The organism is Microbispora amethystogenes (assembly GCF_016863015.1).
GTDB classification, from domain to species: domain Bacteria; phylum Actinomycetota; class Actinomycetes; order Streptosporangiales; family Streptosporangiaceae; genus Microbispora; species Microbispora amethystogenes.
Genome location: NZ_BOOB01000017.1, coordinates 114,235 through 137,940, shown reverse-complemented (window position 1 = coordinate 137,940; position 23,706 = coordinate 114,235). Strand labels below are relative to the sequence as shown.

The 23,706-nt window shown below is 73.8% G+C and carries 26 protein-coding genes; 10 read left to right on the top strand and 16 right to left on the bottom strand.

All coding sequences use genetic code 11. The annotated features are described in order from the left end of the window. Nucleotides 1-200: 200 nt before the first annotated feature. Nucleotides 201-857 (top strand): response regulator transcription factor, encoded by a 657-nt coding sequence (locus tag Mam01_RS12980; RefSeq protein WP_204285600.1) that lies wholly within the window; start codon nt 201-203, stop codon nt 855-857. Here Mam01_RS12980 and Mam01_RS12975 read toward each other — a convergent pair. The 10 genes from Mam01_RS12975 to Mam01_RS12930 all read right to left on the bottom strand — a co-directional run bounded on the left by Mam01_RS12975 (nt 759) and on the right by Mam01_RS12930 (nt 11,598). Then, on the bottom strand, nt 759-2,543 hold the full coding sequence (locus tag Mam01_RS12975) for an ATP-binding cassette domain-containing protein (protein ID WP_204285599.1): 1,785 nt from the start codon (nt 2,541-2,543) through the stop codon (nt 759-761). The two genes, Mam01_RS12980 and Mam01_RS12975, sit on opposite strands and share 99 nt — an antisense overlap. Beyond that, entirely contained in the window at nt 2,540-4,261 is a 1,722-nt protein-coding gene (locus Mam01_RS12970) for an ABC transporter ATP-binding protein (RefSeq protein WP_204285598.1), read from the bottom strand. Before Mam01_RS12970 ends, Mam01_RS12975 begins: the two co-directional genes overlap by 4 nt. A 105-nt stretch (nt 4,262-4,366) precedes the next feature. After that, nucleotides 4,367-4,501 carry a SapB/AmfS family lanthipeptide gene (locus Mam01_RS12965; protein ID WP_204285597.1) on the bottom strand — a complete coding sequence of 45 codons (135 nt, stop codon included), beginning with the start codon at nt 4,499-4,501 and terminating at the stop codon, nt 4,367-4,369. Between the two features lie 150 nt (nt 4,502-4,651). After that, nucleotides 4,652-4,783, bottom strand: a complete 132-nt coding sequence (locus Mam01_RS12960) for a SapB/AmfS family lanthipeptide (RefSeq protein ID WP_111698776.1) — start codon at nt 4,781-4,783, stop codon at nt 4,652-4,654. 71 nt (nt 4,784-4,854) lie between these two features. Next, on the bottom strand, nt 4,855-4,980 hold the full coding sequence (locus Mam01_RS12955) for a SapB/AmfS family lanthipeptide (RefSeq protein WP_150934675.1): 126 nt from the start codon (nt 4,978-4,980) through the stop codon (nt 4,855-4,857). Between the two features lie 6 nt (nt 4,981-4,986). Continuing rightward, nucleotides 4,987-7,632 (bottom strand): class III lanthionine synthetase LanKC, encoded by a 2,646-nt coding sequence (lanKC, locus tag Mam01_RS12950; RefSeq protein ID WP_204285596.1) that lies wholly within the window; start codon nt 7,630-7,632, stop codon nt 4,987-4,989. Nucleotides 7,633-7,886: 254 nt separating this feature from the next. Continuing rightward, complete coding sequence (locus tag Mam01_RS12945; protein ID WP_204285595.1) at nt 7,887-8,600, bottom strand: sensor histidine kinase; 714 nt, start codon at nt 8,598-8,600, stop codon at nt 7,887-7,889. Nucleotides 8,601-8,841: 241 nt separating this feature from the next. Next, on the bottom strand, nt 8,842-9,903 hold the full coding sequence (locus Mam01_RS12940) for an NAD(P)/FAD-dependent oxidoreductase (protein WP_204285594.1): 1,062 nt from the start codon (nt 9,901-9,903) through the stop codon (nt 8,842-8,844). Next, nucleotides 9,900-10,454, bottom strand: a complete 555-nt coding sequence (locus Mam01_RS12935) for an isoprenylcysteine carboxyl methyltransferase family protein (RefSeq protein WP_204285593.1) — start codon at nt 10,452-10,454, stop codon at nt 9,900-9,902. Before Mam01_RS12935 ends, Mam01_RS12940 begins: the two co-directional genes overlap by 4 nt. A 55-nt stretch (nt 10,455-10,509) precedes the next feature. Further along, the gene (locus Mam01_RS12930) at nt 10,510-11,598 is read right to left on the bottom strand and encodes a type III polyketide synthase (RefSeq protein ID WP_204285592.1); all 1,089 of its coding nucleotides are present in this window, start codon (nt 11,596-11,598) and stop codon (nt 10,510-10,512) included. Between the two features lie 100 nt (nt 11,599-11,698). On the opposite strand from Mam01_RS12930, the gene Mam01_RS12925 reads away from it, so the two are divergent. Continuing rightward, entirely contained in the window at nt 11,699-12,571 is an 873-nt protein-coding gene (locus tag Mam01_RS12925; protein WP_204285591.1) for a UbiA family prenyltransferase, read from the top strand. A 28-nt stretch (nt 12,572-12,599) separates the two neighbouring features. Here Mam01_RS12925 and Mam01_RS12920 read toward each other — a convergent pair whose 3' ends face one another. The 3 genes from Mam01_RS12920 to Mam01_RS12910 are packed head-to-tail and all read right to left on the bottom strand — an operon-like array spanning nt 12,600 to nt 14,538. Then, nucleotides 12,600-13,211, bottom strand: a complete 612-nt coding sequence (locus tag Mam01_RS12920; RefSeq protein WP_204285590.1) for a methyltransferase domain-containing protein — start codon at nt 13,209-13,211, stop codon at nt 12,600-12,602. Further along, nucleotides 13,208-13,894 carry a TIGR04282 family arsenosugar biosynthesis glycosyltransferase gene (locus Mam01_RS12915; protein WP_239101261.1) on the bottom strand — a complete coding sequence of 229 codons (687 nt, stop codon included), beginning with the start codon at nt 13,892-13,894 and terminating at the stop codon, nt 13,208-13,210. Before Mam01_RS12915 ends, Mam01_RS12920 begins: the two co-directional genes overlap by 4 nt. Then, nucleotides 13,891-14,538 (bottom strand): glycosyltransferase family 2 protein, encoded by a 648-nt coding sequence (locus Mam01_RS12910; RefSeq protein ID WP_204285589.1) that lies wholly within the window; start codon nt 14,536-14,538, stop codon nt 13,891-13,893. Before Mam01_RS12910 ends, Mam01_RS12915 begins: the two co-directional genes overlap by 4 nt. 92 nt (nt 14,539-14,630) lie before the next feature. Here Mam01_RS12910 and Mam01_RS12905 point away from each other — a divergent pair, with 92 nt between their 5' ends. The 3 genes from Mam01_RS12905 to Mam01_RS12895 all read left to right on the top strand — a co-directional run bounded on the left by Mam01_RS12905 (nt 14,631) and on the right by Mam01_RS12895 (nt 18,437). Further along, nucleotides 14,631-15,959 carry a hypothetical protein gene (locus Mam01_RS12905; protein ID WP_204285588.1) on the top strand — a complete coding sequence of 443 codons (1,329 nt, stop codon included), beginning with the start codon at nt 14,631-14,633 and terminating at the stop codon, nt 15,957-15,959. Nucleotides 15,960-16,104: 145 nt separating this feature from the next. Beyond that, nucleotides 16,105-17,034 (top strand): cellulose binding domain-containing protein, encoded by a 930-nt coding sequence (locus Mam01_RS12900; RefSeq protein WP_204285587.1) that lies wholly within the window; start codon nt 16,105-16,107, stop codon nt 17,032-17,034. An 86-nt stretch (nt 17,035-17,120) separates the two neighbouring features. Beyond that, on the top strand, nt 17,121-18,437 hold the full coding sequence (locus tag Mam01_RS12895; protein ID WP_204285586.1) for a cytochrome P450: 1,317 nt from the start codon (nt 17,121-17,123) through the stop codon (nt 18,435-18,437). On the opposite strand, the gene Mam01_RS12890 is transcribed toward Mam01_RS12895, so the two are convergent. Next, nucleotides 18,425-19,579, bottom strand: coding sequence for an RtcB family protein (locus Mam01_RS12890; RefSeq protein WP_204285585.1), 1,155 nt, complete (start codon nt 19,577-19,579; stop codon nt 18,425-18,427). The genes Mam01_RS12895 and Mam01_RS12890 overlap by 13 nt on opposite strands. A 264-nt stretch (nt 19,580-19,843) precedes the next feature. On the opposite strand from Mam01_RS12890, the gene Mam01_RS12885 reads away from it, so the two are divergent. After that, nucleotides 19,844-20,293 (top strand): hypothetical protein, encoded by a 450-nt coding sequence (locus Mam01_RS12885; RefSeq protein WP_204285584.1) that lies wholly within the window; start codon nt 19,844-19,846, stop codon nt 20,291-20,293. A gap of 77 nt (nt 20,294-20,370) precedes the next feature. Here the strand turns inward: Mam01_RS12885 and Mam01_RS12880 are convergent, their stop codons facing one another. Next, the gene (locus Mam01_RS12880) at nt 20,371-20,700 is read right to left on the bottom strand and encodes a cupin domain-containing protein (RefSeq protein ID WP_204285583.1); all 330 of its coding nucleotides are present in this window, start codon (nt 20,698-20,700) and stop codon (nt 20,371-20,373) included. Between the two features lie 128 nt (nt 20,701-20,828). Here Mam01_RS12880 and moaA point away from each other — a divergent pair, with 128 nt between their 5' ends. The 3 genes from moaA to Mam01_RS12865 are packed head-to-tail and all read left to right on the top strand — an operon-like array spanning nt 20,829 to nt 22,771. Then, entirely contained in the window at nt 20,829-21,818 is a 990-nt protein-coding gene (gene moaA, locus Mam01_RS12875) for a GTP 3',8-cyclase MoaA (protein WP_204285582.1), read from the top strand. Between the two features lie 12 nt (nt 21,819-21,830). Continuing rightward, nucleotides 21,831-22,520: a molybdenum cofactor guanylyltransferase gene (gene mobA / locus Mam01_RS12870; RefSeq protein ID WP_204285581.1), complete on the top strand. Its 690-nt coding sequence runs from the start codon at nt 21,831-21,833 to the stop codon at nt 22,518-22,520. Then, nucleotides 22,517-22,771 carry a DUF6457 domain-containing protein gene (locus Mam01_RS12865; RefSeq protein ID WP_204285580.1) on the top strand — a complete coding sequence of 85 codons (255 nt, stop codon included), beginning with the start codon at nt 22,517-22,519 and terminating at the stop codon, nt 22,769-22,771. Before mobA ends, Mam01_RS12865 begins: the two co-directional genes overlap by 4 nt. Nucleotides 22,772-23,035: 264 nt before the next feature. On the opposite strand, the gene Mam01_RS12860 is transcribed toward Mam01_RS12865, so the two are convergent. Then, nucleotides 23,036-23,359, bottom strand: a complete 324-nt coding sequence (locus Mam01_RS12860; protein ID WP_204285579.1) for a DUF3099 domain-containing protein — start codon at nt 23,357-23,359, stop codon at nt 23,036-23,038. A gap of 86 nt (nt 23,360-23,445) precedes the next feature. Here Mam01_RS12860 and Mam01_RS12855 point away from each other — a divergent pair, with 86 nt between their 5' ends. Continuing rightward, entirely contained in the window at nt 23,446-23,661 is a 216-nt protein-coding gene (locus tag Mam01_RS12855; RefSeq protein ID WP_204285578.1) for a dodecin, read from the top strand. Nucleotides 23,662-23,706 lie beyond the last annotated feature (45 nt).

Sequence of the window (23,706 nt, the reverse complement as noted above, 5' to 3'; positions counted from 1 at the left end):
GAAAACGAACAGATTTGCAGTTCACGGACGCCCGGCTTCCTCAGGGAGCCGGGCGTCCCGTTTTTTCCTGACTCATCCGCAGATTAAAGATGACAGTTCGGGTAGAGAGGTCCCGGTGCTCACATTCGGCGGCCATAGTGGGTGAGGTCGCGGTCACACAGGGCGAGCACCCGCTCGCTTCACGTGGTAGGGAGTCTGGGTTGATCCGACTGATGCTCGCCGAGGACATGCACCTCATCCGCAAGGCGCTGGTCGCTCTGCTGTCGAGCGAGGACGACCTGGAGGTCGTGGCCGAGGCGGACAAGGGGGAGGACATCGTGCGGCTGGGCTGTCTGCGGCGCCCCGACGTCGCGGTGCTCGACATCGGGCTGCCCGGCGTCGACGGCCTCACCGCGGCGGCCGAGCTGCACCGCCGATTACCCTCCTGCAAGACCGTCGTGCTCACCGGGCTCGGCACGCCCACGGCCCTGCGCAAGGCCCTGGACGCCAACGTGCGCGGCTACGTGGTGAAGGACGCCTCCCCGGCCCATCTCATCGACTGCATCCGCCGGGTGGCCGCGGGGGAGCGGGTCATCGACCCCGAACTGGCCGTGGCGGCACTCGACGCCGACAGCAACCCGCTGACCGCTCGCGAGCTGGACGTCCTGGAGACCGCCGCCGGAGGGGCCACCGTCTGCGAGATCGCCGCCCGCCTGTCCCTGTCGCAGGGCACCGTGCGCAACTACATGTCCCGCATCCTCGGCAAGGTGGGCGCCCGCTCACGCGTCGAGGCGATTCAGATCGCCTCCGAGTGCGGCTGGCTCTGGCCGTCGGCCGGGCGTGACATCGGCATCCTCCGCTACCGCCCCCGCCGGTAGCTCCTCGCTCCGGCCGGCCCGGTGACCGGTCCAGTGGCCCACGAGGTCGGCGTACAGCGGTGACGCGGCCACCATCTCCTCGTGGGAGCCGAGCCTGACCCGGGTGCCGTCCATGACGAGCACCCGCCTGGCGCGCAGGGCCGACGAGATGCGGTGGGCCACCACGACCAGCGTCCCGCCGCGCGCCGCGAACGCGGCCTCCGCCCGCGCCTCCGCCGCCGGGTCGAGGTGACAGGTCGACTCGTCGAGCACGACCAGCCGGGCGGGGGACAGGTACGTCCTGGCCAGCGCGACCAGCTGCCGTTCGCCCGCCGACAGCTCGGCCGGGTCGAGCGGGCCGCCCGCGCAGCGCTGTGCGAGGTCCGTGAGCCCGAACGCCGCGACCGCCTCGTCCACCTGCTCCGGCGTCGCGCCGGGCGCGAGATAGGTCAGGTTCTCGGCCAGGGTGCCGGGGAAGACGTACGCCTCCTGGGGGATCAGCGCGCGGGCGGCCGGGCGGACCTGGGCGGCCGGGACGCCGCCGACGAGGACCTCGCCCTCGTCCGGCGTGAGCAGGCCGGCGACCAGCGCGGCCAGCGTGGACTTGCCGATCCCGCTCGGGCCGACGACGGCCAGGTGGTCGCCCTCCGGCACGTCGAGGTCCAGGCCGTCGATGACCGGCTCGGGGGCCTTCCGGCCGGCGGCGCCGTACGCGAAGCGGACGCCCCGCAGCACCAGGCGGGCGCTGTCCGGCTCGGTGTCGCCATGCAGAGCCGGCTGCCCGGGCACGTGCAGGATGCGCTCCAGCGTGACGGCGAGGCGTACGCCGCTGACGCCGAGGCCCTGCACCAGGCCGCCCAGCGCGGGGGCGAGCGACTGCATCACGTAGGTCAGCGTGCCGAGGATCACCCCGCCGGTGATCCCCTGGCGGACGAGCCAGGGCGCGCCCGCGAGCAGCAGCACGACCGGCAGCCACGCTCCCACCGCCAGTGACAGCGTCCGCGTCGCGGTCACCCGGGCGAGCGCCCGCGCGGACGCCGCCTGCCGGGCCACCGCCTGCCCGACCTCGGCCGCGACCCGCTCCTCCGCGCCGCAGGCGGTCACGTCGCGCAGTCCGCTCGCCATCGCGGCCACGGCGGCCGCCGTACGCTCGTCGGCGACGATGAACTCCCGCTGCCGCCGGGCGAGCGAGGGCAGGGAGACGAGGAACAGGCCCAGCCCGAGGGCCACCGGGGGCAGCACGAGCGGCACCACGGCGGGCGCCAGGGTCGACAGCCCCACTGCCACGCTGACCAGCGTGAACACGAACGACCTGACCACCGTGATGATGGCGCCGAAGGAGTCCCTGGCCAGCTCGACCTGATGGTTCATCCGGGCGACGGCCGCGCTGTCGCCGCCCCGCCCGGCCCGCAGCGCCCCGGTCACCACCCGCCTGAGCAGGTCGTCGCGGAACGGCTCGACGATGCCGGCGATCAGCAGCAGCACCTGCCGGGCGGACACCGCGGCCACCGCCCACGCGGCGGCGAGGACCCCGAGCCAGGCCATCCCGAGGCCGGGCCGGCCGGCCACGAACCCGTCGTCCACCGCGCGTGCGACGGCGTACCCGCCGGTCAGCGAGGGCAGGGCTTCCGCCACCGACCAGCAGGCCAGCCGCAGCAGCCGGGACGGCTCGCGCCACAGCGCGTCCAGGACGACCCGCCGCCTCACGACGCCTCCTGTTCCTGGAAGACGGGCGCCTGGAAGACGGCCCGGTAGCCGGGATCGGCCCACAGCCGTTCGTGCGTGCCGATCGCGCGGACCCGCCCGTCCTCCAGCCACACGACCTGGTCGGCCTGGGCCGCGGTCGTCACCCGGTGGGCCACCACCAGGCGGGTGCGGTCGGCCAGGCTGCCCGTGAGCGCGCGCCCGACCTGCCGCTCGGTCACCGTGTCGAGGCTCGACATGGCGTCGTCCAGGATCAGCACCCGCCCGGCCTGGGCGAACGCGCGGGCGAGGCCGATCCGCTGGATCTCGCCCCCGGACATCGGCGCGTCCTCGACCGGTGTGGCGTACCCGAGGGGCAGCCTGCGGACGAACGGGTCGGCGCAGGCGGCGACGGCGGCGGCCCGCACCGTGTTCTCGTCGTTCTCGTCGTGAGCCGGGAGTCCGAAGCCGACGGCCTCGCCCAGGGTGCGGCCGAACAGGGCCGGGCGCTCGAAGGCGTACCCGACCGCGCGCCGCAGCGGCTCCCTGGCGAGCTCCCGCAGCGGCACGCCGTCCAGCAGCACGACGCCCCGCTCGGGGTCGGCGAGCCGACCGGCGACGGCGGCCAGCGACGACTTGCCCGAGCCGGAGCGGCCGACCACCGCCGTGCAGGTGCCTCCCGGCACCACGAAGCTGATCCCGCTCAGCAGCTGGACCCCGTCGGCCCGTACGGTCACGTCACGCAGTTCCAGGGTCCCCGGGCCCGGCGGCAGCGGGCGGGATCCGTACGCCGGGGGCGGCACGGCGAAAAGCTGCTCCAGGCGCTGCGCGGCCGATCGGGCGCGGGCGATGCGCGCGGCGTAGCCCAGCGCCGATCCGAGGCCCGCGCCGAGCACGACGTAGCGTGCGGCGGCGAGCAGTTCGCCGACGGTGAGGCCGCCCGCCGACAGGCGGAGCCCGCCGACGGCGAGCACCGCGATCTCCAGGAGCGGGACGACGACGGCGGCCTGCACACCGGCCCGCGCCTGCAGCCGCCACAGCGCGAGGCCGTGGGCGCGCAGCCGGGGGAGCGGGGCCAGCACCCGTGCGGCCTCGCGGTCCTCCGTGCCGGCCGCGCTGATGGTGCGGGCCCCGGCGAGCGCCCCGACGAGCATGCCCGCGATCTGGCCCTGCGCCTCCTGGTAGCCGCCGGAGGCCGCGGTGGTCTTCCGCATGAACGCGCGCAGCACGGCCACGATCAGCAGCAGGCCGGCCACCAGCGTGACCGCGAGCCACGGGTCGATCAGCGCGAGGGCGACGACGCTGCCGGCCGACGGGATGACCAGAGTGGCGGCCGTCACGACGGCCTCCGGGGTCCGCCCCGCCTCCTCGACGTTCACGCCGGCGCGGGTGACGATCTCCCCGGGCGCGAGATGCCGGGTCATCCCGGTGCCGGCCGACAGGGTGTGGGTCACGACCCGGGTGCGAAGCCACCGGGCGGCCCGCGCGCCGCTCACCCCCGCGGCGAGCACGCCCAGCGCGTCGCACACGACGACGAGCCCGGCCAGCAGCGCGGCGGCGGCGACCGTCTCCGGGAGGTCGGGGGAGGCGCGCACGACGGCGTCGAGCGCGCGGCCGAGCGCCGCCGGGACGAGCAGGTCGGCCGCGGCGCCTGCCAGCGCCGTCACCGTCAGCACCGCGAGCCAGGGACCGCCGCGCCGGACGGCCCGCGCGATCAGCAGGTCCGCCGTACGGGAACTCACCAGGGGTCCTCCAGTCCCGAAACGCCTTCAGCCCGGAAACGCGGAAGCCTGGGCGGCCGCGACGACCGCCCAGACCTTCGCTTCATGCGTCAGCAGCCGCGACTGTCAGCCGCAGATGATGCTCAGGCTGCTGTTCTCGTGCGGGGTGCAGCCCAGCAGGCTCAGGTTGCTGCCCGTGGTGCCACCGCCGCCGCCGTGGCCGCCGGGGATCTCGAGGGTCTGCAGGTCGAGAAGCGCCATGTGGATCATCTCCCTTTGCGTGGATGGTTCGCTGCCTGGATGGTTGACCCGGCACCGTGCTGCAACACGGTGTTGGAACCGGTGTTGGAACCGGTGTTGGAACACGGTGCCGGAAGTCGGGTCGAGCAGGTCGGGTTGAGCGAGGTGCCGTCAGCCGCAGATGATGCTCAGGCTGCTGTTCTCGTGCGGGGTGCAGCCGAGGAGGCTCAGGTTGCTGCCCTGGGTGCCACCGCCGCCGCCACCGGTGGGGGCCTCGAGGGTCTGCAGGTCGAGAAGCGCCATGTGGATCATCTCCCTTTGGGATGGTTCACTGCCTGGATGGTTCACCCCGGAAGTGGGGTCGAGCGGGTGCGTCAGCCGCAGATGAGGCTGAGGCTGCTGTTCTCGTGCGGGGTGCAGGCGAGCAGGCTGAGGTTGCTGCCGCCGCCGCCACCGTGGCCACCGGGGGCCTCGAGGGTCTGCAGGTCGAGAAGCGCCATTGCGATTCACCTCCTTCCGGGGCTGGTCGGGACATGCGACCCGGCGGCGGTACGCAGGGGGGCCTGCGCCTGGGACCGTCCGGGGGGTTCAAGGAACGGGAGGCGGACCGGCTCGTCGTGCAGCGCGGTGCCGAGCGCGAACAGCACGCCGGCGCTCCCTGTGGCGAAGTCCATGGACAGGCGGAGCAACTGGGCCCCGGGGAAGGCCAGCCCGCCCTGGTACGGAAGCTCCTGCCAGGCCAGCCGGGCGATCTGCGCCTCGGCGGCCCCGGGGTCGGGGCGCGAGCCGGACGACAGGCAGGCGATCATGCCCGCCCGGCCGGCGAACAGCCCCGACTGGACGTAGTACGGAAGGGTCAGCACCGACCGGATGGCCGCCAGCGACCCGGCGAAGTCGTCGTCCTCACAGTGAGCGAGGTAGCGGTCGAGCACCAGCCCAATGCCGGCCGACCCCTCGTCCAGGTAGGGGTTGGTCCGCCAGCCCTGCTGCACCTGGAGCTGCCCGTCCTCGCGGCCGACGCACCGGCGCAGGTCTTGGCGCAGCGCGGTGGCCGCGAGGTCGAGCAGACCGGGGTCGCCGGTGCGCTCGTAGGCGTGCAGGAACATCAGGGCGGGCCCCGACGAGCCGTACATCAGCCCCGCGTGCGGATACCTGCCTCCGCTGATCTCGGGGACGTCGTCCGGGCCGCCGAGCCGGTCGGCCACCGCGGTGACGACGCGCGCGGCCCGCTCGCGGAACTCGGGCTCGCCGGTCGCGTCGTGCAGGCGCATCAGGGCGAGGGCCACGCCGGACAGGCCGCGGTAGAGGCTGAGGTCGAGCCCCTCCCAGGGCTCCCGCAGGCACCGCTCGGCCACGCCGAGCGCGTCCTCGCGCCGGCCGAGCTCCTCCAGCGCGTACGCCACGCCGTGCAGCCCGTTGTAGAAGCCGATCCCGATGCCGGGCTCCGCCGCCCGCCTGACCAGCCACTCCTCGTGCTCGGGGAAGCGCCCGGCCCCGGTCGCGGCCAGCGTGTAGAGCACGCCGGCCGCGCCGTTGGCGAGGCTCACGCCGCCGCCGGGCTCGAACTGGACGATGTCCCCGGGGAACAGCCGGTCGTCGCGCCCCGGCGTCGCCGAGGCGAGGATCGCCGTCGCCAGGGCGTCCCGGAGCGCGGGCCAGCCCTCGGAGAGCCGGCTCGGCTCCGGCTCGGCGGAATGGACGGCGGAATGGACGGCGGAATGGACGGCGGAGTGCACGCCGGTCGTGTCGCCGAGGAGCGTCGCCACCGCGCCGTCGATCAGCTCGGGCGGCACCGGGAACGTCTCCTTCACCAGCCTGCCGAGCTGGGCGGCCTTGGGCCGGTGGAGCTGCAGCAGCATGGTGGTCATCGGGGCGAAGATCCCGAGGTGCAGACAGGCCAGGGCGTACTCGTCGGCCTCGACGCCGGCGAGGCCGCTCGGCGGGACGAAGCCGGGGTTGGCCAGTGTGGGCCGTCTGCGCTCCTCGACCGGCGAGGAGACCTCGAAGTCGATCAGCACCACCCGGTCGCCGTCGACGAGGATGTTGAAGGGGTGCAGGTCGCCGAACACCACGCCGCGCTCGTGCAGGGCCGCGACCGCCGCCCGCACCTTGCCGAGCATCGTGACGGCCCACTCCGCGTAGTCCGTGCTCATCTCCGGCGTGCGGTCGGCCCGCGTGAGGGGGTGCTTCTGCGCGATGAGCTGGCTGAGCGAGGTGCCGTCGACGTACTCCTGCGCGAGGAAGTGGTGCTCCCCGACGGTGAAGTGGCTGTGCAGGCGGGGGACGCAGTCCAGCCCGGCGAGGCGCTCCATGATCTCGGCCTCGTGCCGGAGGCGGGTGACCGCGTCGCGTCCCTCCACGTCGAGGCCGGCGTGCGGGCGCGCCTCCTTCAGCACCACCTTCTCACCGGTGCGTGTGTCGTGCGCGAGGTAGACGCCGCCGCCGTTGGAGAAGTGCAGGACGCTGTCGACCTGGTACGGCACGCCTTCCATGGTCACGGCGTTGCGCGCGGCCAGGTGGGGTTCGAGGAAGGCCGGCAGGGGCACCCAGGAGGGCAGGGAGAACCCCGGGCCGCGCACGTCGGGGACGAGCTCGCCGTCGGCGTTCTCGATCGCGAGGACCTGCTCGCCGCTCTCGTCGAGGCAGTGGCGCTCGGCGAACCCGCCGTACCGCACGTACATCGGTCCGTCGCCGTAGCGCAGGTCGCTGAGGATGTACGGGCCCTCGACGCCGTCGAGGACCTCGGCCAGCTCCTTGAGCGTCAGCTCGAGCTGGGCCTCGTCGACCGGGTAGACGGTGACCAGCTTGCCGCTCGACCCCCGGAAGGCGTACTTGGAGTTCTGCATGGTCATCACGCGCCGGCCGCGCAGGAACTTGAAGGCCAGCCCGCGGGGCACGCAGTAGTCCCACGCCGCGGCGATCACCCGCTCCGCCTCCCGTACGGAGGAGGAGATGTGGATCTTCCAGCCCTGGGTGGGCAACGTGGCGCCGGCCGGCGCGTAGTGCAGCCACGTTCCGGTCGCGAGATGCGCCCACCCCTCGGGGGTGGGCCGCGCGGCCACGGAGAAATCCGGATGCTCCGCGCGCTTGCTGTCGAGGGTGTCGTAGAACAAGGGATCTGCGAGGCAGTAAATCTCGTACTTACTAATCACCAGATGTCCCCTTAGGCCGGTCACAAGTAAGAATTCCGGAATTGCGGGGACGGGCCAAGTTACGCCCGTCAACTGCGCCATGTGAAATCTGCACATAACGAACCATGACGCGGTCACGGGTCAGGTGGTGACGCTCTCCACGGTCACCGGGAGGCCGCGGGTGAGGTCGCGGTGAGGTCATCTGTCAAACGGCAGGTCAAGAGCGCGGGGGGATGCCGAAGGAGGCGTGGAGTGCTTTGGAGCGGTCCGTCCGCTCAGCGGCGGATGTTGCCCCTGCTGGGGATCTCGGCGACCAGGCGGAACCAGCCGTCGGGGTCGAGGACCGTTCCCACGACGCCGTCGAGCGCGGCCGCGCGGGTGCGGAGGTTGTCCAGGCCGCTGCCGGCGCCGGACGGGGCGGAGGGGTCGACGCCGTCGTTGGCCACGGTCAGCGTCACCGTGCTAGCGCGCAGGGCGATCTCGATGACGCACAGGGTCGCCCGGCTGTGCCGCACGACGTTGGTCACGGCCTCGCGCACCATGATGGCGAGCGTCGCGCCGATCTCGTCCGAGAGCTCCGCGTCGGTCACCTCGATCTTGCAGTCGGTCCCGTATGCGCGGAGCACGGCACGCGCGTTGGCCAGCTCCGACGGCAGCGAGACGTCCTGGAACGAGCGGGTCACGTTGCGGATGTCCGCGGCGGCCTGGCGGATCGCCTGCACCACGTCGGCCAGGGCGGGCCGCAGCGGGTTGTCCTCCTCGGCGAGGCGGTAGGCGAGCTCGCTGCGCAGGGTGGCCAGCCACAGCCGGCTGCTCACGAGGTCGTGCACGTCCCGGCCGAACTGCTCCCGGGCCTCGGCCGCGGCCTGGCGGACGGCCTCGGCCTGCATGGCGCGCAGCCGGCGCAGCCGGAGAGCCAGGATCGCCAGCGCGGCGACGGGGAGCGCGCCGAGTGACGCGAACAGGGCGAGTATCGCGAAGTCAGGCAAGTGACGACCCTCCAGTCATCCTCGCCGTAACATCGGACTCGCCTTTCGGTGCATGCGCTATATCCTTGCATACCTGTCACAAAAGATGGCCACTTCGTTCATGTCGAAGTAAGTTCTAACGTCCAGGGATATAAGCCGGTGCGGCCGCACCTAAAAACGGGCGTTCGCGAACTGTGAATTCCGGCCATGGACAAATTGCGCTATGTCCCGATTTATCCCACGGGCCGCTTTCCCGGGCCGCTCAGGCGAGCGATCGGACGGCGGCGCGGAACAGCACCGGCAACCGCCGGGCGGCCGGCACGATCATCCGGGCCGCCGGGGGGTGCCGCCGCGCCTCCAGCAGCGTGGCGGTGAGCAGCCGGGACCGCCGCGACAGGCGCCGCCAGGCGGCCTCGTACTCCTCGGGTCGGCCGGCGCGCAGGCAGCCGACCAGCGCGCGGGCCGACAGCAGCGCGAGCGACAGGCCCTCGCCGGTGAGCGCGTCCACGTAGCCCGCGGCGTCGCCCACGAGCAGGACCCGCCCGGCCACCCGCCGGCGGACCCGCTGGCGCAGCGGCCCGGCTCCGCGCACCGGGGTGGCGGGCGGCCCGTCCAGCTGGGCGAGCAGGTCCGGGAACGCCGCGAGGTGCTCGTGGTATCCCCGGCGCTCGCCGCTCAGCACGGCCACGCCGACGAGGTCGTCGCCCACCGGGGTGACGTACGCCTCGCCGTCCGGCGCCCAGTGCACCTCCACGAAGTCGGTCCACGGCGTCACCCGGTAGTGGCGGCGCAGGCCGTACCGGCGGGGGCCGCCCGCGGGCAGGTCCAGCCCGAGGGACGCCCTGATCGGCGAGTGCAGGCCGTCCGCCGCGACCAGCCACCGCGCCCGCAGATCGAGACCGCCCGGGACGCCACCGGAGGGCGGCACCCGCGCGTGCACGTCGTCGTCACCGGCGCGCACGCCGGCGACCCGCCCGGAGACCACCCGGACTCCGGCCTCCCGGGCGCGCAGGGCCAGGGCCGCGTGCAGCGCGGTGCGCCGCACGCCGAGCCCGGTGCCGTCCCGGAACTCCGCCTGCACCCGGTGCCGCCCGTCGACGTAGCGGATGCCCAGGAACGGCCTGCTCTCCGGCAGCGCGATCTTGGGGTCGATCCCCAGACCGGCGAGGGCGGCGACGCCGGTGGGCATCAGACCCTCCCCGCACGCCTTGTCGACCGGGACGGCCCGCGGCTCGACCACGACCGTCTCCAGGCCGGCCAGCGCCGCGTGGATGGCCGTGGCCAGCCCCGCCGGCCCGCCTCCGGCCACCAGTACGTCGATCACTGAGCGTGCCGCAGGGAACCGGGAGCGGCGGCCGGGGCGGCGGTCGCGAGAGCGGCGTTCTCGCACCGCAGGCGGACGACCATGAGCGGGACGTTGAGCAGGGTGAAGGCCAGTGCGGTCAGCCACGCGGAGTGCACGAGCGGCAGGGCGGCGCCCTCCACCGCCACGGCGACGTAGTTGGGGTGCCGCAGCCACCCGAGCCGGTACGGCCCACGCGTCACGAGCGGCAGGCCGGGCACGACGATGACCTGGGTGTTCCACTGGTGGCCGAGGCTCGTGACACACCACCAGCGCAGCCCCTGCGCGGCCAGGACGAGCGCCAGCATCGGCCAGCCCAGGGCCGGGACGAACGGCCGGTCCGCCAGCGCCGCCTCCAGCAGGCACCCGGCGAGCAGGCCGGTGTGCAGGGCCACCATCCAGGGATAGTGCCCGGCGCCGTACAGCACCCCGCCGCGCTCCATGCTCCAGCGGGCGTTGCGGCGCGCCACGAACAGCTCCGCGAGGCGCTCCACGCCGACGAGCGCGACGAGCACCGCGTACCAGGGCGACATCGGTCCCCTCCATCCCTCCCGGCCGGCTCCCGCCGGCCCCCCTTCACCAGTGCATTCACCAGCGCAGCAGAACGAGCTCGGAGCAGAATCCCGGGCCCATCGCCAGGAGCATCCCCGGGGTGTCCGGCGGTGGTGGCCGCAGGGCCAGGGTGTCCCGCAGCACGTGCAGCACGGACGCGGACGACAGGTTGCCGATGGCGGCGAGCGAGCGCCAGGTGAGGTCGAGCGCGCCCTCCGGCAGCGCGAGCGTCTCCGCGACCGCCTCCAGCACCTTGGGGCCGCCGGGATGGCACACCCACGCGGTGATGTCGCCGACGTCCAGGCCGTGGTCGCCGAGGAACCCGCCCACGTCTCCGGCGAGGTGGGTGCGCACCACGTCGGGCACCCCGGCGTCGAGGACGACCCGGAACCCGCTGTCGCGGACGTCCCACCCCATCACCCGTTCCGAGCCGGGGTAGAGGCGGCTGCGGGTGGCGACGACGGCCGGGTCCGGCCGTCCCCCGGGGAGCTCAGGGATGTCACGGCCGGGGATGTCACGGTCGTCGCCGTACGCGACCACGGCGGCGGCGCCGTCACCGAACAGCGCGCCGGCGACGAGGTTGGCCGTGGAGGAGTCGTCGCGCTGGAGGGTGAGGGAGCACAACTCGACCGAGAGCAGCACCGCCACATGGCCGGGCCACCCGCGCAGGTAGTCGTGCAGCCGGGCGATGCCCGCCGCCCCCGCCACGCAGCCGAGGCCGAACACCGGCACCCGCTTCACGTCGGGACGCAGCCCGATGCGGTTGGCCAGCCGGGCGTCCAGGGACGGCGCGGCGACGCCGGTGACCGAGGTGCACATGATCATGTCGACGTCCGCCGGGGTGAGGCCGGCGGCGTCGAGCGCGCCGGTCACGGCCTCCGCGCCCAGGTCGAGGGCGGCCTCGATGAACAGGTCGTTGGCCATGCCGAAGCCGTCGAGCTTGCCGTACCGGTCGAGCGGCTGCACGAGGTTGCGGTGCTCCACCCGCGCGCTCGCGTGCAGCCGGTCGAGGAGCCGGCGGTCGGCGCCCGGAGGGAGGCAGACCCGCGCCAGCGTGTCCGTGATCTCCTTCTGGGAGTGGCGATGGGGAGGAAGGACACCATGGACGGCCGCGATCCGCGTCATCTCACATCCCACTGGCTGGCGGAGGAAACTACCTGCACTCTTGCCCGTCCAGGCGGCTCACATACCTCCCAACCCGGATCATCCGGTTACGCTCGTCACGATGACCTGCTCCAGAGCACTCCCCGGCGACGGGCCGCGGCAGGTGGCCGGGCTGGCCCGCGCGTGCCATCCGGGCCCGGCCGTCGCGGTCACGGTTCTGGTCACGGCGCTCGTGGTGCTCGCCGGGCGCGGCCTCGCGGGGGCGGCGCCGGTGGCGCTCGCCGTGCTGACCGGCCAGCTCTCGGTGGGCTGGTGCAACGACGCCGTGGACGCCGCCAGGGACGCCGCGGCCGGGCGGACCGGCAAGCCGATCGTCGCCGGCCTGGTGACCGCGGGCACGGTGCGCGCCGCGGCCTTCACGGCGCTGGCGGCGTGCGTGCCGCTCTCGCTCGCCTGCGGGCCGCTGCCGGCCGCGGCGCACCTGCTCGCCGTCGCCGCGGCCTGGGCCTACAACCTGTGGCTGAAGGGCACGGCCGCGTCGTGGGCGCCGTACGCGATCGGGTTCGGCGCCGTGCCGGTGTTCGTGGCGGGGGGCATGCCGGCCCACCATGACGGCCCGCCCCTGCCCGCGTGGTGGGCCGTGCTCGCGGCGGCGCTGCTCGGCTGCGGAGCGCACCTCGGCAACGTGCTGCCCGACATCGCGACGGACCTGGCGACGGGCGTGCGGGGCTGGCCCCAGCGGCTCGGCGAGGCCCGGGTCAGGGCGCTGATGCCGGTGCCGCCGCTGGCGGCGTCCCTGCTGCTGGTCGTCGCACCGCCTGGCCCGCCCGGCCCGGCGGAGTGGCTCGCCCTCGCCGGGGTGGCCGGGTGCGCGGCGGCCGGTCTGGCGCTCGGCCGGCGCCTGCCCAGGGCGCCCTTCGCCGCCGCGATCGCCGCCGCGGGGATCGACGTCCTGCTCCTCGCCGCCACGGGCGCCGGCGTCGTCGCCGCCTGAGCCACGAGCCTGCGTTCTGGGGGAACTCTCAGCCGAGGACGCAGAACCAGCGTCCCGCCTCGGTCCACACCTCCGCGCGGCCGAAGCCCGTACGCCGGGCGAGCGGGCCGATGCCGTCCGCCCCGACGCGGGCCCAGGCGAACCACCCGGTGACCGTGTCGTCCCGGCGCAGCCTGACCCGCTCCGAGCGGGTGGCGGTGCCGGGAGGGCCGAGCTCGGCGACCACCTCGCCACCGGGCCGCAGCAGCTCGCGGGCCCGCCGCAGCAGGGCCTCGGGGTCCCCCCCGATGCCGATGTTGCCGTCGGCCAGCAGCACCGTCGCCCAGCGCCCGCCGCCCGGCACGTGCCCGAACACGTCACGGCACAGGGCCCGCCCGCCGGCCAGGCGGGTGAGGCGGACGGCCCGGGGCGTGACGTCGATGCCGAGCGCCCCCACCCCGCGCCGGGTCAGCGCCACTGTGAGCCGCCCGGGGCCGGAGCCCACGTCGAGCGTGGGGTCGCCGCAGCGGGCCAGCATGGCCTCGTCCCCTTCGGCGCCGTCGAGCCAGCGCCACGACTCCAGCGGCCACGTCCTGCCGTCGGCCGCCTCGACGTCGATCCGTGCGCCGTCCAGCGACTCGGCGTAGAGGGGGCCGATCACGCCGGGACGCCCGCGCCGAGGCTCGCCAGCACCGCCGCGAACCGTGAGGAGGGGGCCCGCTCGGCCACCGCGCGGGCGTCGGCGGCGGTGTCCACGTCGGTCAGCTCGGGCAGCAGGGCGGTCCGCAGACCCGCCTCCCGGATCCGGCGGAGCAGCAGGGCTCCCGTGTCGGAGCGCGACATCGGCAGCCCGGAGAGCAGCGCGGGATCGGGTTCGCGCTGCCCGAGCAGCCAGAACCCGCCGTCCGCGGCCGGGCCGACCACGACGTCGTGCCCGTCCAGCAGCCGTCCCGCCTCGGCCAGCAGGCCCGGGGTGACCTGCGGAGTGTCCATGCCGATCAGCACGGCCGGCGCCGGGCAGGCGCTCCGGGCGTCGTCGAAGGCGTGAGTCAGCCGCTCCGCGAGGCCGTCCCCCCGCTGCGGGACCACGTCGTACCCGGCGGGCAGCCAGGGCCCGGCCTCGCCGAGCAGGGCCAGCACCCGGCGTGCCGCCGGAGCGGCGGCGACCGCCGCCAGCGTGTCGCGCAGCGCCGCCTCCGCGAGCACGGCGGCCTGGCTGGGCGTGTAGGGCGGGGTCAGCCGCGTCTTGACCCTCCCCGGCCGGGGCTCCTTGGCGATGACGATGACCTGCGGGGAGATCTGTGGAGGGCTCTGCGGGGGGAACTGTGTCGCGACGGATGTCACGCCGCCGCCCGCCACATGTCGCGCACCGTCCGCGCGGTGCCGAGAACGGTGCCGGTGACCTTGGACCGGCCCACGCGCGGCAGGTAGTCGACCTCGACCTCCCCGATGCGCCAGCCCGCCTCGCTCGCCCGGAGCACCATCTCCAGGGGATAGCCGAACCGGCGGTCCCGCAGGCCCAGGCCGAGCAGCGCCGTACGGCGGGCCGCGCGCATCGGCCCGAGGTCGTGCAGCGACGCGCCGGTGCGGTGGCGCAGCCGCCAGGCCAGCAGCCGGTTGCCCAAGCGGGCGTGGGCGGGCCACGCCCCGCGGGTGACGGGCCGGCGGCGGCCCAGCACCAGGTCGGCGGTGCCGTCCAGCACGCTCTCCGCGACGTACGGCAACTGTCGCGGGTCGAGCGAGGCGTCCGCGTCCATGAAGCAGACGACGGGCGCGGTCGCGGCCGCGAGACCCGCGTGGCAGGCGGAGCCGAAGCCGGGAACGGACTCGGTCACGACGAGCGCGCCGTGCCGGGCGGCGACCTCGGCCGACCCGTCGGTGGACCCGTTGTCGACCACGATGGCCCGGCAGCCGTCCGGCATCCGACCGAGAACCCAGGGCAGGGCCTCCGCCTCGTCGAGGCAGGGAAGCACCACATCGATCTCCATTCCGCAGACGGTAGGGCCGCCCGGGTCGCTCAGTTCTTACGAAGTGACTACGTGACGGGGCCCACCGCTCCGGTGTGCCTAGCCTGTGGGTCGTGATCACACGACGGGGCCTGCCGGTGGCCTGGGCCGGTCTGGTGGCGGGCGCGTTCGCGGCAGGCGGGGTGCTGCACGCGCGCGGGGTGCTGTCCATCGACCATCTGCCGCCGCTGCACGCGCTCGCCCGGCGGCCCACGGCGGCGAGCATGGCCGCGCTCGTTCCGGCGGCCGTGCTCGCCGCCGTCGCGGTGCCCGTGCTGCCCCGGCTGACCGCGCACCTGCCCCTGCGGGCGGCGCTCGCGGCGGCCTTCGGCGTGTCGCTCGCGTGGACCGTCCTGCTGGCGGTGTCCGGGGAGGGACTGGCGTGGCCGTTCACCCATCCCCAGGAGTACCTGGCCGTGCTGGGGGTGGTGGGCGACGACCCGCTCGGCTGGCTGGCCGGGTTCACCCGCGACCTGCCGGCCTACCCGACGCACGTGCGGGGACACCCGCCGCTTCCGGTGCTGGTGCTGTGGGCACTGGACGCGGTCGGGCTGCCGGGACCGTTCTGGGCCGCTGTATTCGTCGTCACCGTCGGATGCTCGGCCACGGTCGCGATCGGGCTGGCGGTGCGGCGCGTCTCGGGAGAGGAGGCGGCCCGGCGCGCGCTGCCGTACCTCGCCCTGTCTCCGGCGGCGGTGTGGATCGCGACGACGATGGACGCGTTCTTCGCGGGGGTGGGGGCGTGGGGGACGGCGCTGCTGCTGCTCGCGCTGCCGGAGGACGGATTCCGGGCTGGCGGACCCCGGGCGCGCGGGCGGGCGGGCCGGATCGCGCTCGGGCTCGGCGCGGGGACGGCGCTGGGCGCGTTGCCGTACCTGAGTTACGGCCTGGTGCCGTACCTGCTCATCCCGTGTGTCGCGGCAGCCGTCGTGCTGGGCGGCACGGGGGTGAGGGCGGCGCGGGCGGCGGTGCTCGCCTGCCTGGCCGGGATGGCCGCGGTGAGCGCGCTGTTCGCCGCCGGAGGCTTCTGGTGGCCCGACGGGGTCGCCGCCACGCACGCCGAGTGGGCGGCCGATCCCGGGGCGGCCCGGCCGTACCTGTACTTCCTGTTCGCCAACCTGGCCGTGCTCGCCCTGGTCACGGGACCCGCCACCGCCGCCGGGCTCACCGCGCCCCGGTTGTCCGCAGGGCCGTCGGCGGGGCGGGTGCTGCCCGTGGCCGCGCTCGTCGCGGTGCTGGCCCTCGACCTCAGCGGAGTCACCAGGGGCGAGGTGGAGCGCATCTGGCTGCCCTACGCCCTGTGGCTCACCGCCGCGGCCGGTCGTGTGGGGGACCGCCGCCTGCTCGCCGCGCAGGCGCTGACGGGCCTGCTGCTGCAGGGGCTCGTCCGGTCGCCCTGGTGACAGGGGAGTGAAAGTTGCACGTTAGCTGCCGGTGCGACCGGTGGTGAACGCGGAGCGGGCGAGTGATTCTTTGACGGCCGTGCCGGGCCGCCGGATGATCCGGGCGATGTCATAAGCCGATCTTCGCCGACGAAGAGGTGAGAACGTGCCCAGACTTTCGTGGCCGGTCGCGTGGACGGCGGCGGGCGCCGCAGCCGTCGCACTGCTGGCGGCCAACGTCGCCGCGCCGCCCGTCCTCGCGGTGAGCGCGCCACCGGTGAACGCCGCCGTGTTCGCGGACCACGCGGCTCCGCGGCCGGTCGCGAGCGGGACCGGGGGAACGGACGTCACCCCGCCCATCAGCACCCCGGCGGTCACGGGCACGTCCGTGTCGCCGACCCCCGTCGCCGGGGACACGACCCCGCCGAGCAAGCCGGCCGGCCTCCGGGCCAACTGCCTGCCCGACTTCCGCGGCACGTCGCTGTGCTGGTCGGAGTCCACCGACGACGTCGGCGTCGCCGCCTACGACATCTACCGGCGCACGGACACCGCCTGGATTCTCGTGGGCACCAAGCCCGCGGGCACCTGGAACTTCCTCGAGGGCAACCTCGTCACCGGCCAGACGTACACCTACGTCATCGTGGCCAGGGACGCCGCGGGCAACCTCAGCCTCCCCTCCGACCCGATCGACGTGATCGCGTCCGGAGGCTACCCCGGGACGAACTCGCCCCCGGCATCACCGCCGGCCTCACCCTCGGTCTCGACTTCGCCCCCGGCCACCTGCAAGGTCGAGTACGGCTCCTGGAGCTTCCCCGGCGGTTTCACGGCCCGTGTGAAGATCACCAACACCGGCTCGTCCGCCGTCAGCGGCTGGACGCTGCGCTTCGCCTTCCCCGACGCGGGACAGAAGGTCGCCCAGGGCTACTCGGCCACCTGGTCGCAGTCGGGCAAGGACGTCACCGCCGTGAACCTGAGCTGGAACAAGGTGATCGATCCCGGCAAGTCCGTCCTGATCGGCTTCACAGGCAGGCAGACGGGGGCCAACCCCGATCCGGCCGCGTTCACGCTGAACAACCGCACCTGCGTGAAGAGCTGATCGTCTCGTGCCCGCCGTACGGACCCCGTCGCAGGGTCCGTACGGCGGGATCGTTTCTCCGGGACGAGTGCGGGCAGTCAGGACATATGGCGCTGTTTGACACCACGCTGCTTCTGCTGCTAGAGGGCTACTCCTGGCTGCCGGCCCGGTGGCGGGAGGCCCAAGGGGAGATGATCCGGACCCGCCTCCTCGGCCAGCGCGCCGTGGTGCTGCGCGGTCCCGACGCCGTCCGCTTCTTCTACGACGACAACCACGTCCAGCGCGCCCCCGCGCTGCCCGAGCCGATCAAGAGCACGTTGTTCGGCCACGGAGCCGTGCACAGTCTCGACCAGGCCGCGCACCGGGCGCGCAAGGCCCTGTTCATGGGGCTGATGACCCCCGAGAGCGTCGCCTCCCTCGTACGGGAGACCACCGCGGCCTGGGACGAGGCGGTGGCGACGTGGCCCGGCAGGGGAGAGGTCGTGCTCTTCGACGAGGCCGCGCGCGTCCTGACCACGGGGGTGTGCCGCTGGGCGGGCATCCCCCTCGGTGAGGAGGAGGCCGGCCCGCTCGCCGCGGACCTGGTCGCGATGGTCGACGGCTTCGGCTCGCCCGGCGCCCGGCACTGGCGGGCCCGCGGCGCCCGGGCCCGGCGGGAGGCGTGGCTCGCGGAGATCGTCGAGGAGGTGCGGCGCGGAAGCTCGCGGGTGCCACCCACCTCGGCGCCCGCGAACGCGCTCGGCGCGGTCGCCTTCCACCGGGAGCCCGACGGGGAGCCGCTCGCGCCCCGGCTCGCGGCGGTCGAACTGCTCAACCTGGTGCGTCCCACCGTCGCCGTGGCCTGGTTCCTCACGTTCGCCGCGCACGCCATGCACTACTGGCCGGTCACCCGGGTCCGCATGAACGACGACCTGGACGGCACCTACGCCGAGGCGTTCGCGCATGAGGTGCGGCGCTTCTATCCCTTCGTCCCGTTCGTCGCGGGGAAGGCGGTCAAGGACCTCACCTGGAAGGGCGAGCCGATCCTGGCCGACTGGCTCGTGCTGCTGGACGTCTGGGGGCAGAACCACGACCCCGCCCTCTGGCCGAACCCGTGCTCGTTCGACCCGCAGCGGTTCGTCGGGCGGGAGATCGGGCCGTACGACCTGATCCCGCAGGGTGGGGGCGATCCGGCGGCCGGGCACCGGTGCCCGGGGGAGCCGGTCGCCGTGGGCCTGCTGGAGGCGCTCGCGCCCCGGCTGGCCCGGCTGGACTACACCCTGCCTCCGCAGGACCTCACCGTCTCGCCGTACCGGATCCCGGCCAGGGTGACCAGCGGCTTCGTACTGCGGCCCGTGGGCGCGGCCGTCCCCCGCGAGCCGGTGGCCGCACGGTCGGTATCACGGTCGGTATCACGGTCGCGCCCCCAGGTTCATCCCTTGTAGTTGAACACCTGGCGCAGTGTGTGCCGGACCTCGACGAGGTCCTTCTGGTCCGCCATCACCTGGTCGATGGGCTTGTACGCCTCGGGGTGCTCGTCGACCAGGGCGGCGGCCCGGTCGGCGTTCCAGGTCCGGCCGCGCATCGCCTCCCGCAGCGACGCCGCGGACAGCTCGCGCTTGGCCCGGGACCGCGACATCCGGCGCCCCGCGCCGTGGGAGCACGAGTTGTACGACAGCGGGTTGCCGCGCCCGCGGACGATGTAGGAGCGGGTGCCCATCGAGCCCGGGATCACGCCCTCGTCCCCGGTGTCCGCCTTGATCGCCCCCTTACGGGTGATCCACAGATCCCTGCCCTCGTGGGTCTCCATCTGGGTGAAGTTGTGGTGGCAGTTGATGGTCCGGACCCGGGAGCCGGAGCCGACGACCCGGAAGAGCGCCTCGCCCAGCACCCGGTCCATTCGCGCCCGCGACGCCATCGCGTACCGCTGCGCCCACAGCATGTCCTCGACGTACGCCGTGAACTCCGGGGTGCCCTGGGTGAAGTAGGCGAGGTCGGGGTCCTCCAGCCCGATCTCCATGCGTCGCATGAGCTGCTTCGCGCCCTTGATGTGCGCGGTCGCGAGCTGGTTCCCGATGCCGCGCGAGCCCGAGTGGAGGACCGTCCACACCCGGTCGCGCTCGTCGAGGCAGACCTCCACGAAGTGGTTGCCCGACCCGAGGGTCCCGAACTGGCAGGCCACGGTGGTCTCCTGCTTGGGCGTGAGACCGGTGTGCGGCCGGCCCAGCTCGCCGAGGGCGCGGTCCACCGCGCGGTCGGCGTGCCCCTTGCCCACCCCCGCCGGGATGCGCCGCTCCACCAGCCGCATCAGCGGATCGAGCGAGTCGGGCAGGTCGGCGGCGGTGAGCGTGGTCTCGGTCGCGACCATGCCGCAGCCGATGTCCACCCCGACGGCGGACGGAATGATCGCGCCCTCGGTGGGGATGACGGAGCCGACCGTCGCGCCGATGCCCACGTGCGCGTCCGGCATGAGCGCGACGTGCCCCGGCACGAACGGCAGGCGCGCCGCGCGGGCGGCCTGGACAGTCGTCCCGTCGTCGATCTCGCTCGCCCAGGACAGTACCTTGGGGGCGATGTGCTTCGGCATCGTGGTTCTCCTCCTCGGTCGAGATCCACACCGGGATCCGTACCGAGATCCACTGTGCCGGGCGTCATGCGGGAATCCCAACCGAATTATCGGCGGTCGTCGTCGGCATCGTCGTCACCGGCATCGCCGTCAGGCATCGCCGGCGGCGGAAAGCCGGTTGCCGCCCTACCCCTCCAGGCCGGATCATGCCGCGATGGGGCGACACGGGAGGCGACGCGGTACGACGAATTCCGGCCCCGCGGCCGGACGACGGGAAGGCGCACGATGAACCACACCTCGGCGGCCGTGGCCGCGGCCGCCACCTTCGTCTGGCTGGGGATGGTGCTGGCGATCTCGTTCCTGGAGGCGCCGCTGAAGTTCCGCGCGCCGGGGGTGACGGTCCCGATCGGCCTGGGCATCGGCCGCCTCGTCTTCCGCGCGCTGAACGCCGCCGAGGCGGTGCTGGCGGCGGTCGTGATCGGCACGGTCGTGATCGCGGCGGTCGTGATCGGGTCGCCCGCCACCATCGTGGTGGTGCTCACCGCCGTCGCCGCGGCCGTCCTGGTGATCCAGCTCGTGCTCGTACGCCCGCCGTTGAACCGCAGGTCCGACCGGGTCCTCGCGGGCGAGGACCCCGCGCGGACGCGGTCGCGGGCCCACCTGTGGTACGTCGCGCTGGAGATCGTGAAGGTCCTGTCGCTGGCCGCCCTGGGATGGGTCCTCCAGGGCGTCTGACGCGCTCCCGGACGGGGTGGACCTCCGGTCCTCTTCGATCCCCGATCCGAGGGCCGGAGCACTGCGGACGAGTGCGGTCAGGGGCCTTTGACGACGGTGAGGACCGCGCTGTCCTCGACGGCGTCGAGCGCGTGCCGGGCGCCGGGGATGGCCAGCAGATCACCGGACCGCCCTTCCCAGGAGGCGTCGCCGCTGCTCAGCCGTACATGACCGTGCAGCACCAGCAGGGTCGCCTCACCCGGGCTCTCGTGCTCGGCGAGGCCGGCGCCGGCGGTGAGAGCGAGCAGCGTCTGGCGCAGCGCGTGCTCGTGGCCGCCGTACAGGGTCTCCGCGGCGCGGCCGCCGGAGGTTCCGCGCGCGCGTTCCAGCAGTTCGCGTACGCGTGCTTCGAGAGCGATCGTCTCCATCCCCCCAGTCTGCCCCCTGCGGCGGCGGGGCGTATCCGGCCTCCCGGGGAATCGCGGCGGCGGAACGGAGGTTGTCGTCGTCGTGACGGCAGGGCTTAGGCTGGTGGCTCTGATGACGGAGGTCCTTTGTGCTGGTTGACTCCTTCGGCCGGGTCGCGACCGATCTGCGAGTGTCGCTGACCGACCGGTGCAACCTGCGGTGCGCGTACTGCATGCCGCCCGAGGGCCTCGACTGGCTGCCCAAGCCCGACCTGCTCACCGGTGAGGAGGTCGTCCGCCTGGTGCGGATCGGCGTGGAGCGGCTGGGCATCCGGGAGGTCCGCTTCACCGGCGGCGAGCCGCTGCTCAGACGCGAGCTCGTGGACATCGTCACCGCCGCCGCCGCGTTGCGCCCGCGTCCGCAGGTGTCGCTGACCTCGAACGGCATCGGCCTCGCCCGGCTCGCCGAGCCGCTCGCGAAGGCGGGGCTCGACCGCGTCAACATCTCGCTCGACACGCTCGACCGGGAGGTGTTCGCCCGGCTCGCCCATCGCGACCGCCTGCACGACGTGCTGGACGGCCTCGCGGCGGCGGCCGCCGCCGGGCTCACGCCGGTCAAGGTCAACGCGGTGCTGATGCGGGGGATCAACGAGCACGACGCCGTGCCGCTGCTGCGTCACTGCCTCGACCGGGGATACGAACTGCGCTTCATCGAGCAGATGCCGCTCGACGCCCAGCACGGCTGGCGCCGCGACGACATGGTGACGGCCGACGAGATCCTCGGGCTGCTGAAGGACTCCTTCGACCTCACGGAGGACGACCCGCGCGAGCGCGGCAGCGCTCCCGCCGAGCTGTTCCTGGTGGACGGGGGGCCCGGGAGGGTCGGCGTGATCGGCTCGGTCACCCGCCCGTTCTGCGGTGCCTGCGACCGCGTGCGGATCACCGCGGACGGCCAGGTGCGCAACTGCCTGTTCGCCACCGAGGAGTCCGACCTGCGTACGGCGCTGCGCTCGGGCGCCTCCGACGACGACCTGGCGGCGCGCTGGGTCGCAGCGGTGCGGGGCAAGAAGGCCGGGCACGGCATCGACGACTCCGCCTTCCTCCAGCCGGCCCGGCCGATGTCGGCCATCGGCGGCTGACCGGGGGTCTCCGTGCGGCTATCCGGCACAGAAGAGTCCGGCACAGAAGAGTCCGGCACAGAAGAGTCCGGCACAGGCCAGTCCGGCGCAGGCGAGGCCGGCGGCGGTCAGCCGTACGACGCGGTGATCCTCGCGGGCGGCCGGGCCGAGAGGCTCGGCGGCGCGGACAAACCGGGCGCGCTGGTCGGCGGGGTGCCGCTCGTCGAGCGGGTGGTGGCGGCGGTCCGCGCGGCCCGCGCCGTGATCGTCGCGGGCCCGCCCAGGGACCTGCCCGGAGTGGTCTTCACCAGGGAGGACCCGCCGGGCGGCGGGCCGGTCCCCGCGCTGCGCGCCGGGCTCGCCGAGGTGACGTCTCCGTCGGTCGTCCTGCTCGCCGCCGACCTGCCGTTCCTCGAGGCCGCCCACGTCGCCGAATTGCTGGCCGCGCTGCGCGAGGGCGGTGGTTCGGCCGGTGCGGCGGGGGCGGTGCTCGTCGACGACACGGGCCGGGAGCAGTGGCTCGCCGGAGCCTGGCGGACGGCCGCGCTGCGGGCCGCGCTGGGCGCGTACGAGGGCCGGTCGCTGCGGGGGCTGCTCGGCCCGCTCACGCCGGTGCCGGTGCGCCTGGCGGCGGGGGCGGCGCCGCCGTGGTTCGACTGCGACAGCATCGAGGATCTCCGCGCGGCCCGTGTCCGGGCCGGCGAACGAAGGGAGCGCGCGTGAACGTGCTGGAGGAGTGGACGGCCCGGGTCTGCCGCGAACTCGGCGTCGACCCCGCCCAGGTGGACCGGACTCTGGTGCTCGACCTCACCAGGGATGTCGCGCACGGCGTGGCGCGGCCGGCCGCGCCGCTGACCGCCTACCTGCTCGGGCTCGCGCAGGGAGCCGGCACCGCCGGGCCGGAGGCCGCCGGGCGGCTGTCGCGGATGGCGAAGGACTGGGCGAAGGAGACCGCCGAGACCCTGGGCGACTGACCCCCGTAAGTGGCGCGGGAACGGGCGCTTTCCGGTCGCCGGGCGAAAAGGGTGCACATAGCAAACATCGCAGGCCGGAGAAAGCCGGAAAGGGAAAGATCCTGGAAAAGGGCGACGCCGGGTGGTTACGGGGGCAAACCACCCGGCGTCGCTTCATCGGCGTTCCGACGGGGGCCCGGAACGCCGGCACTAGCGCTCCGACGGGGGACCAGAGCGCTTGGCTAAACTGTACACCTCCAACCCATGGGTTGCGTCAAGACTTTGTCACGACCCGATCTCGCGTCGATGCCGTGGTATCTCGTTTTGGTTAGGCGAGGTCAAGTCCATGCGCGGTGGGGGCTCGTGACCTCTCTGATTGGCCCCGAGAACGGCAACGTACGGCAAAAGAACCGCCCCGGCGACGAAGAGGGCCTTGACAGGCCAGGGGGAGGGGACCGCGACGGCCAGGATGAGACAGACGATCCGGATGCCCATCTTGATGAGATAACTGATCTCACGCTTGCGGATGTCGTTGGACAGGGAGGGCTGCGCGTCCGTCACCTGGTGAACGACCGGGCGGTCTTTTCTGAACCAGCGCCATGGATTCACGTTTTCCACGGTAGACCCCGAAGGGAGCGGGGGGACGTCCGCGGGGGGGTTACGATCACGCGGACAGGCACAGGCAGGAGGACGTGATGTCGGATCGCACCTATCGGGTGACCGAGATAGTCGGCACCTCGGAGGAGAGCGTCGACCAGGCCATCCGCAACGGCGTCAAGCGGGCCGCGCGGACGCTGCGGCACCTGGACTGGTTCGAGGTGACCGAGGTACGCGGCCACATCGTGGACGGCGAGGTGGCCCACTTCCAGGTCGGCATGAAAGTGGGCTTCCGCCTCGAAGACGCCGAATAGCGTCGAACAACGCCGATCAGAGTCGAACGGAGCGGCAGGGCAGGC